Raw genomic sequence first — 14767 nt, 5'->3', positions numbered from 1 at the left:
GCAGTAACAAAAAACGCCCGGTAACAAGCCCTTTCAGGGCCGTTACCGGGCGTCATTCATATCAGGATTCAGTTGTCGTCAGCGCCAGATGCTGTTGGCAAGCGGCAGCAGAATTTCGTTTTCCATATTATTCAGAAAACCGGCGATCTTCGGCGGCCACTGACCGGAAGCAACAGCATTCACTCTTGCTGAAGCGCGATCATTCAGATCCGTATATGGCCACAGATGTGCAAAGCGTGGCGTACCCTCAAGGGATACAAGCGCACATAGCAGTGACGAATGCTCCAGACGTGCAGGAAGAGCGTCCATGAACAGACGCTCAGTGTTCGCCATGCCGTCTGTCTTGCTCTCATAACAGCGCCATTCATAGACGCTGCCATAAGCACCTGCAGGCATAACAGGTGACAGAACACGCCACGATGTCACGTCAGAGCGCAGCAGGAATTCATGTGGCAGGGCTGCAAGGATATCCGCCCGACTTTCCAGAAGTTCCTGAACGGTATCAGACAACCGCAACAGTGTAATCCGGTTGAGATGGCCGATTTCGGTCACCCAGGCACCCATTCCAGACACAGCGGAAAGCACAGCAGCAACCTGCGGAACTTTTCCTGGGACGATATCCAGAATGAGCGTCTCAGCGTATGACATCGGCACGTCTCTATTTTATTCCGGGGTCTGGGATGCCACGAAATTTTCCAGCCAGTGGATCGTATAATCCCCTTTCTGGAACGAAGGATCTGCGAGAATCTTGCGATGCAGCGGGATGACCGTCTGCACACCTTCAACCACACATTCATCAAGCGCCCGCTGCATACGGGAGATCGCCTCTGCGCGGGTAGGCGCATGTACGATCAGCTTGGCAATCATGCTGTCGTAATAAGGCGGGACCCGATAGCCAGCATAGATGGCGCTGTCCATACGCACGCCCAGACCACCGGGAGCATGGAAAACCTTGATCGTTCCCGGATTGGGAACAAAGGTTTCCGGGTTCTCGGCATTGATCCGGCACTCGATGGCATGCCCGCTGACCTTGATGTCTGACTGGGTGTAACCCAGCGGCTCACCGGCAGCGATGCGGATCTGCTCGCGGACGAGATCCACATCACAGACCATTTCGGTCACCGGATGTTCGACCTGAAGTCGCGTATTCATCTCGATGAAGCAGAACTGGCCGTCCTGATACAGAAACTCAAGCGTGCCAGCATTGCGGTAGCCGAGCTTGGTGAGGGCCGCAGTGGCCGTCGCACCAATGGCGTCGCGCTCTGCAGGCTCGAGTGCAGGCGAACCTGCCTCTTCCAAAAGCTTCTGATGACGGCGCTGCAAGGAACAGTCACGCTCACCGAAATGCACCACATTGCCGTGCATATCGGCCATGATCTGCAATTCGATATGACGAGGCCGATCGAGATATTTCTCGAGATAGACCTCGTCATTGCCAAAGGCAGCACGGGCTTCGGTCCGCGCGACGCTCCAGGCTTCCTCGATGTCATCAGCCGTCTGCGCGACCTTCATCCCACGACCACCACCACCAGCAGCAGCCTTGATGAGCACCGGATAACCGATTTCCTCAGCAACCTTGCGGGCCATGTTCAGGTCTGCGAGTGCGCCGTCAGAGCCCGGAACCAGAGGCACACCCAGGGCACGCATGGTCGTCTTCGCCGTGATTTTGTCACCCATCGTGCGGATATGCTCCGCAGTCGGGCCGATAAAGGCGAGGCCATGAGCTTCCACCGTTTCGGCGAAATCAGCATTCTCGGAGAGAAAGCCATATCCAGGATGGATGGCTTCAGCGCCCGTGATCGTCGCCGCGGAGAGAATCGCTGCCACGTTCAGATAGGAATCACGTGAGCTTGGCGGCCCGATGCAGACAGCTTCGTCCGCCAGACGCACATGCATCGCGTCGGCGTCGGCCGTGGAATGCACAGCAACAGTTTTGATGCCCATCTCACGGCAGGCGCGCTGAATACGCAGCGCGATCTCACCACGATTGGCAATGAGGATTTTTGAAAACATTACTCGATGATCGCCAGAGGCTCGCCGAATTCAACCGGATCTCCCGAAGCTACAACAAACTTCGTCAGGGTACCGGAGCGCGGTGCCTTGATCTGGTTGAAGGTCTTCATGGCTTCGATCAGCATGATGGTCTGGCCAGCAGAAACATGCGCGCCTTCCTGCACGAACTGCGGTGCAGAAGGATCAGGCGTCAGATACGCCACGCCCACCATCGGGCTGGGAACAGCACCGGGATGCTTTGCCGGATCGGACGGTGCAGCTGCCGGGACCGGGGCCGCAGCGACAGCTGCCGGAGCCGCAGCAACAGGAGCCACTGCCTGCACGACGCCACCACGGACAACGCGGATGCGGCTGTCAGCTTCTGCAATCTCGATTTCGGTCAGGCCGGTTTCCGTCAGAATATCGGCCAATGCCCGAATGGCATCCTTGTCCACGAGCATACGGCTCATCCTTCGTCCTCGTCCTCGATCATGTCAGTAATAGCCTGGAGCGCATGCGCATATCCCCGAACGCCAAGACCGCAGATCACGCCGATGGCGGCCTGCGAGACGTAGGAATGATGACGAAACGACTCCCGACGATGAATATTTGAAATATGAACTTCGACCACTGGCAGCCCGACAGCAAGAAGAGCGTCAAGCAAGGCAATCGAAGTGTGTCCGTAAGCAGCAGGATTGATCACGATTCCACGTGCGCGGCCATGACATTCCTGCACCCAGGACACAAGCTCACCCTCACCGTTCGTCTGACGGAAATCAATGGCAACATCAAGCCTTTCGGCAGCCTGAATACACACCTGCTCGAGATCATCGAGTGTGGCGTGTCCATAGATTCCGGGCTGGCGAAGACCCAGCATATTAAGGTTCGGACCGTTCAGAACGGCAATGAGGGGGCGTTTCATCTGGCCGCGCGATAGCACTTTCATGGCCGTCATGAAAGCGTCATTGCCCTAATGCTGCCCACTTCAAGGTATTCAAACTGTCCATAGGCGGCAATTTTGTGCTATGAAGCGCGATTGAACCCCTGCCCTTCCACTGGAGAAGACCCACGGATTGTGACATTCAAGCCCGTTTCCCAACTCGTAGCGCCCCGTTCCGTTCTCTCTCTTCGCGGCCTGACCTTTGTTCTCACACTCGCCGGTGCGGTAGGTGCAGGAACGGCTCACGCAGCTGACGAATCCCAGAGTAATGGTACGGTTCATACAAGCTGGGCCGCATCTGTCCGGGCCGCTCTGTCCAATCACGCGCACAAAGCCGCCAGCTGGACCCAAAACGGAGTGGCAAGCTGGTATGGCCGTCATTTCCATGGACGCCGGACCAGTTCGGGAGCGATCTTCGACACCAATACCATGACGGCCGCCCACCCTTCCCTGCCGATCGGCACGAAGCTGTTGGTCACGTCTCAGGACACAGGTCAGTCTGTTGTTGTCACGGTCAATGATCGTGGCCCTTTCAATAACCGCATTATTGATCTCTCCCATGCCGCTGCTGCAAAAATTGGCATGCTGCACAGCGGTACGGCGCATGTGACCATTGCCCAGCTACCTAAGGCTGTACCGGGTGTCCCCGCATCCACTGGCCCGGAAATGGAAGTCGCCGAGGCTGATCCTGCTGATACCAGCGCACAGGCCATTGAAAATGCAGCGAGCGGGTCTGCCGTACCGGCCCCTGACGCGCACGCGAAAACTGCGGCCACGCATCAGCCCATTCGCAAGGCACCACACAGAGTGCATCACTGATAAAAACCACAAAAAGGCGCCCACTATGCAGGGCGGTGCCTTTTTGTATTCTGAGGGTCAGGGCGTTCCTTCTGCCCTGCTGACAGCCGCGGCTACAATCGGATCCGGCTGAGGCAGACCTGTAATCCTGGGCTGCTCACCCTTTGCGCGCTCTTCAAGACCAGCATTCAGTTCAGCGCCGAACAGCACAACATATGTGCTGACAAAGAACCACATCATAATGGCAGCAACGGCACCTAGAGGCCCATATGTTGCGCCATAGCTGGCGAAATGCCCGACATACCAGGAAAAGCCGAGGGACGTGATGACCCAGAGCATGGTAGCGACCACCGAGCCCGGCAGAATCCAGCGCCACTGGGCGGGTGTACGGCAAGGGGCAAACCGATAAAGCAGACTCACCGCCATAAAGACAAAGAGGAGCATCAGAACCGGGGCGACAAGGCGCACGACCACCGGCGCACCATATGAGACAAGCAGATCAAATGGCGGCGGCGGCTGGAAGCCGAGATATTTGGGAAGATAATCCACGAGCGCCGGTGCCGCGACCATCAGCGCCAACGTCAGACATGCTCCCACGACAGCCATCAGCGTCATACTCAGAGCCATTGCCTGAAATCTGAGGAAGCTGCGGCTCTCTGTCGCATTATAGGCCATGTTCAGAGCGGACAGCACCGATTTAGTGCTGGCCGAAGCAGACCAGAGCGCCACAGTCAGAGAAAAAATAAGGCCAATCGTCAAAGACGAATGCGGCTGAGCCACAAGAGTATGGATTCGCCCGCCAATCAGTTCGTATGCCGCGTTCGGAAGAAGGTGGCGTAGGACCTCAAGCTGAGGCTCCACTGTCTGTAAGTCAAACGCGAGTCCATAGACCGAAATAAGCGTAGAGATCGCCGGAAACAGCGACAATGTGGCGTAAAAGGCGCAGCCCGCTGCCGAAAGAGATGTCTGGCTGGAGCCGACCTCCGAGACCACCTGCTTAAGGACCAGCTTCCAGCCCGCACGTGGCATGGAAAGCGGCGAGTTTGCCCCGGTGCCGGGTGCACCCAGGCTCAGTTCATGAGCGCGCCTTACAGCCTCCTCATCGAGATCCGGCAGTGCGTTCTGGATTTTCTCCAGCTCGTCCCTGCTCAAATCTGCCGCACCTTCCGGCTTCTCAGGCCCCGAAGCACCATGTGTAAGTTCAGAATCAGGGGACATGAGCACTCAGTATTTTCCTCAACTTTTGTTGTTCGGAGCAGCAATCGTGGGGAAGCGCTCCTGAAACAGAAGTGCTCAGCGCCCATGTTTACGCAGGATACCAGCCCTGCGTTCCCAAAATGACATACGCAATACAGACAGGCATATTTGTCCCTCATCAGAATTGCAAAAAATAGATGTTGCACTGAAGACGATTTAGCCTCATATGCCCCCCACGCAGCAACGCACGTGCCACTGGCCCTCTCGAGGTTACGCAACGACGTCAAGCGTTCTGGCCTTCGGATCCCGTTTTCTCGGGTCCCGCACTTCGCCGGTCCGTTCGACCGTTTCGCAACAAGCTCGCAGGGAGCCAATCTCCCTCCGCGAGTCCGGTTCTGGGAATGAGTGTCATGACTCCCAAAATCTCACGTTTCTTTGCCGAGCATCGCCCGGCTACTCCTTGCCTCGTCGTAGATCTCGATGTGGTTGAAAGCCGGTATCAGGCTCTCCACCATAATCTGCCATCGGCGCGGATCTATTATGCCATCAAGGCCAATCCGGCGCCGCAGATCCTGCGCCGCCTGACTGAGCTTGGCTCCTCCTTCGATGCAGCGTCCATTGAGGAGATCCGGATGTGCCTGGCAGCAGGCGCAACGCCGGACCGTATTTCCTATGGGAATACCGTCAAGAAGGTTTCCGCCATTCGGGAAGCCCACGAACTCGGTATTGACCTGTTCGTGTTTGACAGCATGGAAGAGCTTGCAAAGCTTGCCGAGCACGCTCCTGGTGCACGGGTTTTCTGCCGTCTGACAGTCGAAAACGAAGGCGCAGACTGGCCGCTGTCCCGCAAGTTCGGAACAACGACCACGCATGCACGCGAACTGATGCTTCGCGCGGCAACGATGGGCCTGCGCCCATATGGCCTCTCATTTCATGTGGGCAGCCAGCAGACCAGTGTCACCGCATACGAGACAGCAATCGCCCGAGCTTCGGCGCTGTATCGCGATCTTCAGGACGAAGGTCTCGATCTGCAGATGCTGAACCTTGGCGGCGGCTTCCCTGCCCGTTACCGCGAGGATGTCCCGACGATCGGGCAATTCTGCACGGCAATCTCTCAGGCACTGACCGAACACTTCCATAATGACCTTCCGGACATTCTGGTAGAGCCGGGACGTTACATGGTTGGCGAAGCAGGCGTTGTATCCAGCGAAGTTGTGCTCGTAAGCCGCCGTGGCGGTGCACCAACAGACCCGCGCTGGGTATATCTCGATATCGGAAGATTCGGTGGTCTGGCGGAAACGGAAGGTGAAGCCATTCGCTATACATTCCGTACGCCCCATGACGAATCTGATCCCGATCACTCGCCATGCGTTCTGGCAGGGCCGAGTTGCGACGGCGTGGACATCATGTACGAAAAGGCACGCATCCCTCTACCGAACTCCCTGCGAGACGGTGATCGCGTGGATATCCTGGCGACGGGCGCATACGTCTCCACGTATTGCTCCACAGGCTTCAATGGCTTCCCGCCACTTGCCGAGCATTATATCTAAGCGAAAAAATCTATCACTCATGAAAAAAGCCGCCCCGGAAAGGAGCGGCTTTTTTGTTTTATGGAACCTGATTGAGGGAAAGCCGGATCAGAGATCCAGCTCCATCGTGAAGTGATAGGTACGCGGCAGACCTGCTACAGCAGAGTTACTCGCGGTCCCACCACCATTGATGCTGGATGGATAAACAGACGCCCAATAGCTCTGGTTCGTCACGTTCTCCACACCGAAACGAAATACAAGTGGCTGACCATAAGCGTGCGTTGCGTATCGCGCGCCCAGATCAAGTGTCACGTAAGACGGCGCAAATGTCGTATTATAAACATTGGCTGCACGGCGGCCCATGTAATGAACATTCGCGTTGACGGCAGTGCCTTTCAGGAAGGGCAACCTATAATCAAGCAGCGCATTTGCCATGAGCGGCGGAACCCCGACAACCTGCTTGTAGGACGTCTTGGCAACACCCGTTGAGCCAAGCTGTGCATCAAGCCACGTCATTCCACCCAGTACCGTCAGGTTCTTAGTAAGGTTACCGGAAGCCTGGAATTCCACGCCATAATTACGTTGCGTTCCGAATGTTCCAAACACGTTCGTGACCGGATCAGTGTATCCGAATGGCCGCGTCATGCGAAAACCCGCAACATTCAGCTGAATACGGTCCGCTACAAGCATCTTGTAGCCAACCTCATATTCTTCAGAGCGCAGCGGGGCGAGAACTTCGTTGACGTTAGCAGCACCGGCAGGAGCTGTAGGTCCCGTCTGAAGGGAACGCCCCCAGGTGAAATATGCCGTTTGCGTGTCATTCACCTTATACATCAGGCTCGTCATCGGACTGAATGCAGCGGAACGACTGTAGCTTGAAGTCTTAACGCCGCTCTTGCCGTAGTTATTCGCGCTCATCCAGCCCCAGCCCAGCGTCCCCATGATGGCCCAGTGGCGGCCGAGAGAGATCGTGTCTCCAACAAGCAACGTCTGGCTGGCAGTATCGGCAGACTTATACGTTCCAGAAGAATAGGGCTGCGGGCTCGAAAAAGCTTTTGGATTTCCGAGCTGCGCCGTACCCAGAACATAGGACTGAGCGGACGTAGGATTATAGTTTCCCATCGTATAACCGTTAGTCCCCACCACAATCTGATGCTTCAACATCCAAGTGTGAAAAGTCCCGTTCAGATAAGCAAGATTGCTGCCAACCTTGAAGTTCTTGGCTGTCGCAGCTGCCGCTATCGTCTGACGATAGTTGCCAGCCGAATCCAGAAGCTGGTTCGCTGTGGTGAAAACATCGCGATAGGCGTTCTGGTAAAGCCCCCCCAGCGTCAGGCTCCAGTTGTCATTAAAATGATGAATGATCTTTGCCAGCGCCGTATTGGTCTCGGCATTATAGCCAGCCTGAGGCTGTCCATAATGCTCCCGGCTCAGATCAGGTGCCTGCGGCAGCTGAATGCTGGTACTGTATGAAAATGCACCCGGCAGCCCACGAACCGAATAGCTGTATTGACTGGCGTCGATCTGGATCACTGTGTTTGGCGACAGATGAATGTCAAAATCACCGCTGACCATATCACGACGCAGGTGCGAGCCCTGCACATAGCCCGTACCCTGCTGGTGCAGAAGATTCAGGCGATACCCAAACCAGCCATGACGGCCGACACGCCCGGAAAAATCTGCATTTTCCATCGGCGCACCAATGGAATCCACACCCACAACAAAGCGCTCCGTGCGGCGGTCGGTCGGGCGCTTGAGCGTATAATCAAAGGTTCCGGCCGGATTCTGAGGCCCATACAATGCACCGGAAAGGCCATTCAGTACCTGAAGACTGTCAAACTGTTCCGCTGCATATGGCGTCGTCGTGACCATGTTCAGCCCGTCGATACGCGAATTGGCGATAACGTCTGCTTCAAAACCACGGGATTGAGGGCGGCTGGTGTTCGGATCACCACGCTGCTCAAGCTGAACGGAAGGCATATACTGCGCCAGATCATTGATATTGCGCGCTTGCTGGTTGGTAATCACATCATGATTGACGGTCATAACTGAAAACGGCGTATCCAGCAGGGAACGTTCGCCCAGGGGACCCAGAACTGCAGTCTTTGTTCGATAATCCGCGACAGTCCCGGTTCCATTGCGGCTATGGACCGTAATATGCTCGGGCCTGGCAGCCTCATGGGTTGTCGCAACGGGCTTTGACGCATTGCGTTTGTCTGCCGTGTCAGCTGCCGAAGCCGAAAAAGTGAAGAGCAATGATTTCGCCACAAGACACGCAGAAACCTGTCGCTTCATGACCACCTCCCGAAAACTGAAACCTGAAATTCTCTCCGCTCCTTACTCCTCGCTTATTTCGGTGCACAGCACATCAGAGACATGTAACTCCATAAATTACGTTTAAGCCTGACAAGTGTGTCAGAAACACAACAGAAGGACCTTTCTCATGAAACTCAGCGCGCGCAACCAACTCAAAGGCACCATTCACAGCATCACGAAAGGTGCCACCACCTCTCACGTGACGATTGACGTCAATGGAACAGTCATCACGAGCGCCATTACAAATGAAGCCGTAGCAGAGCTGGGGCTCGAAGTTGGCAAAACAGCCTATGCCGTCATCAAAGCATCCAGCGTCATGGTCGGCGTCGACTGAACACAGATTTTCTTCCGGGAAATTTTTGCATGTTTCCCGGAATTGACTATTGCTGATGGCAGTCAGTCTTTTTCGAAGAAGTGCTTGCCTGCCATGAACATAAAAATTGTTCCTGTGATCCTTTCCGGAGGAACAGGAAGTCGTCTGTGGCCGGTATCGCGCCAGAGCTATCCCAAGCAATTCTGGCCGCTGCTGAATGAGCATTCCCTCATTCAGGACACAGCCATCCGCGGCCAGAAGATGGGATTACAAAGCCCGATCGTCATCTGTAACGCAGAGCACCGCTTCATCGTCGCGGAACAGCTTCGGGATGTCGGCATTTCAGATGCAAGAATCGTTCTGGAGCCAGTTGGGCGCAATTCAGCCCCCGCTATCGCAGCTGCGGCATTCCTTGTTGCGGAAACAGATCCGGACGCAATCTTGTGGATCATGGCCGCAGATGCCGCCATTACGGACGAAGAGCAGCTCGGCCTCTCACTTGAAGCTGCGGTCCGTGCGGCCAAAGGCGGCAGGATCGTCACATTTGGCATGCAGCCGACCCGTGCAGAAACGGGGTATGGCTATATCGAGCGTGGCGCAGAAATCCCGGGGATGCCCGGAGTTCATACCGTTTCACGTTTTATCGAAAAACCATCAGCAGAGCGTGCGGCCGACTTCCTCAGTGCAGGAACCTATCTCTGGAACTCGGGAATGTTTGTGGCACGGGCCAGCGTGCTCCTCTCTGAGACCAAAACTTTTGAGCCCGATATTTTTCTGAATGTCGGCGAGGCGGTTGCAAAACGCACAAGTGACATGGATTTCGAGCGCCTCGATCCGGAAAGCTTTTCAAACTCGCCCGAAATTTCGGTGGATTACGCCATCGCCGAACGCACGGCCCTTGCGGCGGTCGTAGCAGGGAATTTTGGCTGGTCCGATATTGGCAGCTGGGATTCCCTTTGGGATCTGAGCTCCAAAGACACTGACGGCAACGCAGTTTTTGGCGACGTTTTCCTTGATCGCACGCGCAACTGCTACGTGCGTTCAGACGGAGGCATAGTGGCGACGGTGACGGGCGTCGAAAATCTGATCGTTATCGTGACGCAGGATGCCGTCATGGTCACGCACCGGGATTGCGCACAGGACGTCAAAAAGATCGTCACACGGCTTGCCGCAGAGGGACGAAAAGAGGCGGCAGAGCATAACCGCAACTATCGCCCTTGGGGCTTTTACGAGAGCCTCACCCACGGCAACCGCTTCCACGTGAAGCGCATCATGGTGAAGCCTCAGCAGAAACTCTCCCTTCAGAAGCATTTCCATCGCGCCGAACACTGGGTCGTCGTCGCCGGAACAGCCCTTGTCACGCGAGGGACTGAACAACTTCTCATTCGGGAAAATGAGAGTATTTACCTCCCGCTCGGTGCGCTACACCGCCTTGAGAACCCGGGAAAAATTCCTCTGGTGCTCATTGAGGTGCAGTCAGGCCCATACCTGGGAGAAGATGATATCGTCAGAATCGAAGACGATTATCAGCGGGAATAAGCCCTTTCGCCATAAACGGGCAGCCCCAAAAGAGCTGCCCGTCTGTTCTCAATGATTGTGATTGCATGATCCATGGTCATGTTCGTGTTCGTGCGGCCGGTGAGTATGGTGACAGGCCACCCACTGGGTGTCTCCATCCAGATAGCGCTCGTTTTTCCAAACCGGCACACGGTGCTTAATTTCGTCGATGATATAACGACAAGCCCGAAAAGCAGCATCGCGATGTGGAGCGGAAACGCCGATCCATACTGCGACATCGCCAACGTTCAGGCTCCCGGTGCGATGCATGGCAACAGCATGGCTGATGTCATATCGCGCCATGGCTTCATCAAGGATGCGCTCGCCTTCTTTTGTGGCCAAAGCATCATAGGCTTCGTAATCGAGACCATCGACCGGACGACCTTCGTTGGTGTTGCGCACCCACCCCTCAAAAGAACAGAATCCCCCCGCCTGAGCGAGATGCAACGCGGCCCGCAAGGTCTCGATGCTAACTGGCTCCGACGCCATCTGAAACCTGTTCATCCGCCTGTCACCGGCGGAATAAACACCACCAGATCCCCCTCCCTGAGTGGCTGCGTCCATGGTGCAAAATCTCCGTTGATAGCCACCCGAAGCCGTTCCGGGCTGAATGGAAAACCGTAAGTCTCGCGAAGCTCATCATAGAGCGGACCAACCGTCTCGTGTGTGGTCTCAACAATTTGCAGCTTCTGACCAGCCAGCTCCCTGAGCTGCGCAAAATATTCCAAATGAATACGCATCAGGCACCTTCTCCAAGACGGCGAGCAGCGTCCAGACGCTCCTGCGGGGTGTTGATATTATCAAGGGCACCAGCATTCACTGGCGCGATCAGAAGCGTGTCACTGTTGATCAGACATTTGCGTGGGCACTTCTTTCCAGCGTCAACCTGCCGTTTTAAAGCTTCAAGAGCTGCCGGTTCCCAGACTGCGCAGAGCGGTTCAGGCAACCCATCGTGCTCGCTCCGATAGGCATACGCATCATACTTTCCATCTCGTGACAGCAAAAGATGATCCAGCGTCCCACGATCCAGAAGCGGCAGATCGCAGGCTACGACCAGCCACGACGCAGCAGGAAACCGCGCATGCGCCGACAATAACCCCGCAGCAGGGCCATCAACCTCAGACTGATCCACGATTACGGGAAATTCTCCCCTCAACGGATCATTCACCTGAGACTGGCGCACCGAAACAAAGCAGGACACCACCACCGACGACACAAGATCAAAAGCAGCTTCAAGCTGTGTGCGCCCCCGATAGATCAGGCCAGCCTTATCCTGCCCCATCCGCGTACTGAGCCCTCCTGCGAGAACCAGACCATAAAGCTCTGTCATGCATTTTCCAGACGGATAAAGTCGCGCTTGCCACCGTCTTTGCCCATCAATCGTACATCACGAATAATCATATCGTGAGACAATGCCTTACACATGTCATAAATGGTCAGTGCTGCAATGGATGCCCCGGTAAGTGCCTCCATTTCCACCCCCGTACGCCCCTTGCACGAGACCCGGCAATCAATCACCGCCTCATCCCCGTCCATGCTGATTTCCACACGGCAGCCACTGAGCGACAGCGGATGGCAGAGCGGAATTAACTGGGATGTCGCCTTGACACCCATAACACCCGCAATCTGTGCAACTGTCAGCACTGCACCTTTGGACGTCATGAAGCCGGCATCTGCCAGTGTCCGGGCAACATCAGACGGGAATACCAGTCGTGCCTGCGCGTGCGCACTCCGCTCGGTGACTTCTTTTCCGCTGATATCAACCATACGGGGATCCTCGCCCCGTTCATTTACATGCGTGAGCGTTTTCATGTTTCTCGGTTCCCCGGTCTATCCACCGATATAGTTCATTTCGATACGATGCGATGTCGGCGTATCGCCGTGCTCCGCACGTTCTTCGCTGTAGCGATCTGTCCTGACCGACCATATACCAGACAGAACATTCCTAAGCTCCTGATCATCTGCGCCACAGCGCAGGATATCCCTCAGATCTGTCCCTTTTGATGCAAACAGGCATGTGTAGAGCTGCCCCTCAGAAGAGAGGCGCGCCCGTGAACAATCTCCACAAAAGGGCGCACTGACGGAAGAAATGAACCCGACTTCACCCGCACCATCCGCATACCGGTACCGCCGCGCAACCTCCCCGCGATACTGCGGACCCACAGCCTCAAGGGGCCAGCGTGCATTGATGCGTTCGCGCAGTTCGGCAGACGGAACAACCTCGCTGCGTTCCCAGTGATTTCTTGTACCGACGTCCATATACTCGATGAAGCGCAACACAACGCCCGTGTGACGAAAGCGCTCCGCAAGATCCAGCACGCCCGCATCATTCACGCCACGCTGCACGACAGTGTTGAGCTTCACTCCTCCACGGAAGCCCAGACCCTGCGCATAAGCAATCGCTGACAAAACAGGATCAAGCTGTGCTCGCCCCCCGCTCATCCGGGCAAAAACAGCAGGGTCCAGACTATCCAGACTGACCGTAATGCGCTGAAGCCCGGCAGACTTGAGAGCATCTGCATGCCGCTCCAGCAGAACAGCATTTGTCGTGAGCGCAACGTCATTTACGCCATCAATAGCGGCCAGCCGTCCCACCAGATCCGTCAGTCCCGGACGTAGCAGCGGCTCACCGCCCGTAAGGCGCAGCTTCGTAACGCCCAGAGAGACCGCAACGCGTGCAACACGTTCGATCTCGTCAAAGTTCAAGCGCTCTTTTGGCTCAAGAAAGCGAAAATGCTCATGATACTTTGCTTCCGGCATGCAATAGGGACAGCGGAAATTACAGCGGTCCATGACCGAAATCCGCAAATCCTGAAGCGGGCGACCGTACTGATCACGGACGTGGCGCGACCGCTCACCAGGCATGAAACACCGCTCGGGTGCCCGCAGGCGCCTGCTCTTGCCCCGGATCAAGCTCAACAAAACCATCCGTGGACGCCAGATGACTGAAATCCCCAGACGTAGACATCGGCCGTGATGTTGCCAGAACACGACCTTCGTCGTCATGCCGAAGAGAAACAGGCAGAAAACGTGTCAGGGTTGGTATGCGGTCTGTGGCACTCTCCAGGATAACAGGATAGGTTCCGTCCGAACGCAGTCCCTGTCCCGCCAGCAGAAGCGGCACGACATAGCGCACGCCACAGCTTGTCGCCGATACCGGATTTCCGGGCAGGCCAAAAACCTGCTGTCCTTCCGGGCCAATCCCAAACCAGAGCGGCTTTCCGGGACGCTGTGCCACCTTGTGAAAGACGCGCTCCACGCCCAAACGGCCCAGAGCCTTTGGAACATGGTCGAAAATTCCCATTGAGACACCACCACTCAGAACCAGCACATCATGCCGTGAGAGTTGCGCCTCGAGAGCTTTAGTCGTCGCCTCCAGATCGTCTGGCACAATTGAGCGCTCAAGCCGGGTAAAGCCGCGCGAACAGAGCGAGCCCGTAATGGCATATTCATTTGAACGACGGATTTCCCAACCCCGCACCGGGGCATCCACATCAACCAGTTCATCACCTGTGGAAATGATGCCAATGGAAGGAATCCGTGAAACTTCCACCGAGGCGCAGCCATTAGCGGCAAGCACCGCCAACGCTGGTCCACCCAGGCGCACACCCCGCGACAAAAGCTCCGTGCCTGCCTCGCAGTCCGAAGCCCTACGATGAATGAACTGGCCTTTCTGCGGCGTATAACCAGACTCAAGCCGAAGAATTTTTCCGTGTCGCGACAGGCGCTCAATCGGGACGACCGTATCCGTACCCTCTGGCAGAACAGAGCCGGTCATGACTTCGATACATCCACGCCCGTCTCGCAAGCTCACGGGTGCTCCCCCAGCCCTCAAAACCCCTTCGCAGGGAAGATCCGGCCCGCTCCCACAACGCATTGCGATGCCGTCCATCATAACACGGTCATAAGGAGGCTGGGGACGCTCCGCCCTTACGGACTGCCGCAGAACACGGCCAGAAGCCGCTTCGATCGAAACCGTTTCTGTTCCAAAGTCACCCGCATAACGGAGAACAAGGTCAACAGCCTGTGCCACGCTCAGAAGTTCGTTCATCCCTGCCCCGCTGGCCCGTCATGCGAAAATACACGCCTGTCGATATAGACCTCCTGTGGTGCAGATCAACAGCC

General features: G+C 56.1%; 16 protein-coding genes. 4 read left to right on the top strand and 12 right to left on the bottom strand.

What is annotated here, in order from left to right:
• Positions 1 to 78: 78 nt before the first annotated feature.
• Genes GWA01_RS01085 through aroQ form a run of 4 tightly spaced genes read right to left on the bottom strand, consistent with a single transcriptional unit; the run spans position 79 to position 2914 of the window.
• Positions 79 to 648 (bottom strand): NIPSNAP family protein, encoded by a 570-nt coding sequence (locus GWA01_RS01085; RefSeq protein ID WP_146793183.1) that lies wholly within the window; start codon positions 646 to 648, stop codon positions 79 to 81.
• A 15-nt stretch (positions 649 to 663) separates the two neighbouring features.
• Complete coding sequence (gene accC, locus GWA01_RS01080; protein ID WP_146793182.1) at positions 664 to 2013, bottom strand: acetyl-CoA carboxylase biotin carboxylase subunit; 1350 nt, start codon at positions 2011 to 2013, stop codon at positions 664 to 666.
• Complete coding sequence (locus GWA01_RS01075; RefSeq protein ID WP_146793180.1) at positions 2013 to 2462, bottom strand: acetyl-CoA carboxylase biotin carboxyl carrier protein; 450 nt, start codon at positions 2460 to 2462, stop codon at positions 2013 to 2015. The genes accC and GWA01_RS01075 overlap by 1 nt, the downstream gene beginning before the upstream one ends.
• Positions 2459 to 2914, bottom strand: coding sequence for a type II 3-dehydroquinate dehydratase (gene aroQ, locus GWA01_RS01070; RefSeq protein WP_186819482.1), 456 nt, complete (start codon positions 2912 to 2914; stop codon positions 2459 to 2461). The genes GWA01_RS01075 and aroQ overlap by 4 nt, the downstream gene beginning before the upstream one ends.
• 153 nt (positions 2915 to 3067) lie before the next feature.
• Between aroQ and GWA01_RS01065 the strand changes: the two genes are divergently transcribed.
• The gene (locus tag GWA01_RS01065; RefSeq protein ID WP_211577334.1) at positions 3068 to 3751 is read left to right on the top strand and encodes a septal ring lytic transglycosylase RlpA family protein; all 684 of its coding nucleotides are present in this window, start codon (positions 3068 to 3070) and stop codon (positions 3749 to 3751) included.
• A 57-nt stretch (positions 3752 to 3808) separates the two neighbouring features.
• Here GWA01_RS01065 and GWA01_RS01060 read toward each other — a convergent pair whose 3' ends face one another.
• The gene (locus GWA01_RS01060; RefSeq protein ID WP_228118411.1) at positions 3809 to 4759 is read right to left on the bottom strand and encodes a YihY/virulence factor BrkB family protein; all 951 of its coding nucleotides are present in this window, start codon (positions 4757 to 4759) and stop codon (positions 3809 to 3811) included.
• Between the two features lie 578 nt (positions 4760 to 5337).
• Here GWA01_RS01060 and GWA01_RS01055 point away from each other — a divergent pair.
• Positions 5338 to 6477, top strand: a complete 1140-nt coding sequence (locus GWA01_RS01055) for a type III PLP-dependent enzyme (RefSeq protein ID WP_146793172.1) — start codon at positions 5338 to 5340, stop codon at positions 6475 to 6477.
• Positions 6478 to 6564: 87 nt separating this feature from the next.
• On the opposite strand, the gene GWA01_RS01050 is transcribed toward GWA01_RS01055, so the two are convergent.
• Entirely contained in the window at positions 6565 to 8751 is a 2187-nt protein-coding gene (locus tag GWA01_RS01050; protein WP_146793170.1) for a TonB-dependent receptor, read from the bottom strand.
• 148 nt (positions 8752 to 8899) lie between these two features.
• Here GWA01_RS01050 and GWA01_RS01045 point away from each other — a divergent pair, with 148 nt between their 5' ends.
• Positions 8900 to 9106 (top strand): TOBE domain-containing protein, encoded by a 207-nt coding sequence (locus tag GWA01_RS01045; RefSeq protein WP_146793168.1) that lies wholly within the window; start codon positions 8900 to 8902, stop codon positions 9104 to 9106.
• A 93-nt stretch (positions 9107 to 9199) separates the two neighbouring features.
• Positions 9200 to 10624: a mannose-1-phosphate guanylyltransferase/mannose-6-phosphate isomerase gene (locus GWA01_RS01040; protein WP_146793166.1), complete on the top strand. Its 1425-nt coding sequence runs from the start codon at positions 9200 to 9202 to the stop codon at positions 10622 to 10624.
• A 48-nt stretch (positions 10625 to 10672) separates the two neighbouring features.
• On the opposite strand, the gene GWA01_RS01035 is transcribed toward GWA01_RS01040, so the two are convergent.
• From GWA01_RS01035 to GWA01_RS01010, 6 genes are read right to left on the bottom strand one after another with little or no spacing between them, the layout of a single operon-like run.
• Positions 10673 to 11146 (bottom strand): molybdenum cofactor biosynthesis protein MoaE, encoded by a 474-nt coding sequence (locus tag GWA01_RS01035; protein WP_146793164.1) that lies wholly within the window; start codon positions 11144 to 11146, stop codon positions 10673 to 10675.
• Complete coding sequence (locus GWA01_RS01030) at positions 11143 to 11382, bottom strand: MoaD/ThiS family protein (RefSeq protein ID WP_228118263.1); 240 nt, start codon at positions 11380 to 11382, stop codon at positions 11143 to 11145. The genes GWA01_RS01035 and GWA01_RS01030 overlap by 4 nt, the downstream gene beginning before the upstream one ends.
• Positions 11382 to 11972, bottom strand: a complete 591-nt coding sequence (locus GWA01_RS01025) for a molybdenum cofactor guanylyltransferase (RefSeq protein ID WP_146793160.1) — start codon at positions 11970 to 11972, stop codon at positions 11382 to 11384. Before GWA01_RS01025 ends, GWA01_RS01030 begins: the two co-directional genes overlap by 1 nt.
• Positions 11969 to 12454 carry a cyclic pyranopterin monophosphate synthase MoaC gene (moaC, locus tag GWA01_RS01020; protein ID WP_146793158.1) on the bottom strand — a complete coding sequence of 162 codons (486 nt, stop codon included), beginning with the start codon at positions 12452 to 12454 and terminating at the stop codon, positions 11969 to 11971. Before moaC ends, GWA01_RS01025 begins: the two co-directional genes overlap by 4 nt.
• A gap of 18 nt (positions 12455 to 12472) precedes the next feature.
• The gene (gene moaA, locus GWA01_RS01015; RefSeq protein WP_146793156.1) at positions 12473 to 13507 is read right to left on the bottom strand and encodes a GTP 3',8-cyclase MoaA; all 1035 of its coding nucleotides are present in this window, start codon (positions 13505 to 13507) and stop codon (positions 12473 to 12475) included.
• Entirely contained in the window at positions 13497 to 14693 is a 1197-nt protein-coding gene (locus GWA01_RS01010) for a molybdopterin molybdotransferase MoeA (protein ID WP_146793154.1), read from the bottom strand. The genes moaA and GWA01_RS01010 overlap by 11 nt, the downstream gene beginning before the upstream one ends.
• Positions 14694 to 14767: the final 74 nt, after the last annotated feature.

Origin of the sequence: Gluconobacter wancherniae NBRC 103581 (assembly GCF_007988885.1) — a bacterium.
GTDB lineage: Bacteria > Pseudomonadota > Alphaproteobacteria > Acetobacterales > Acetobacteraceae > Gluconobacter > Gluconobacter wancherniae.
The sequence above is the reverse complement of the archived record's forward strand: the minus strand, read 5'-3'. Positions and strand labels throughout refer to the sequence as shown.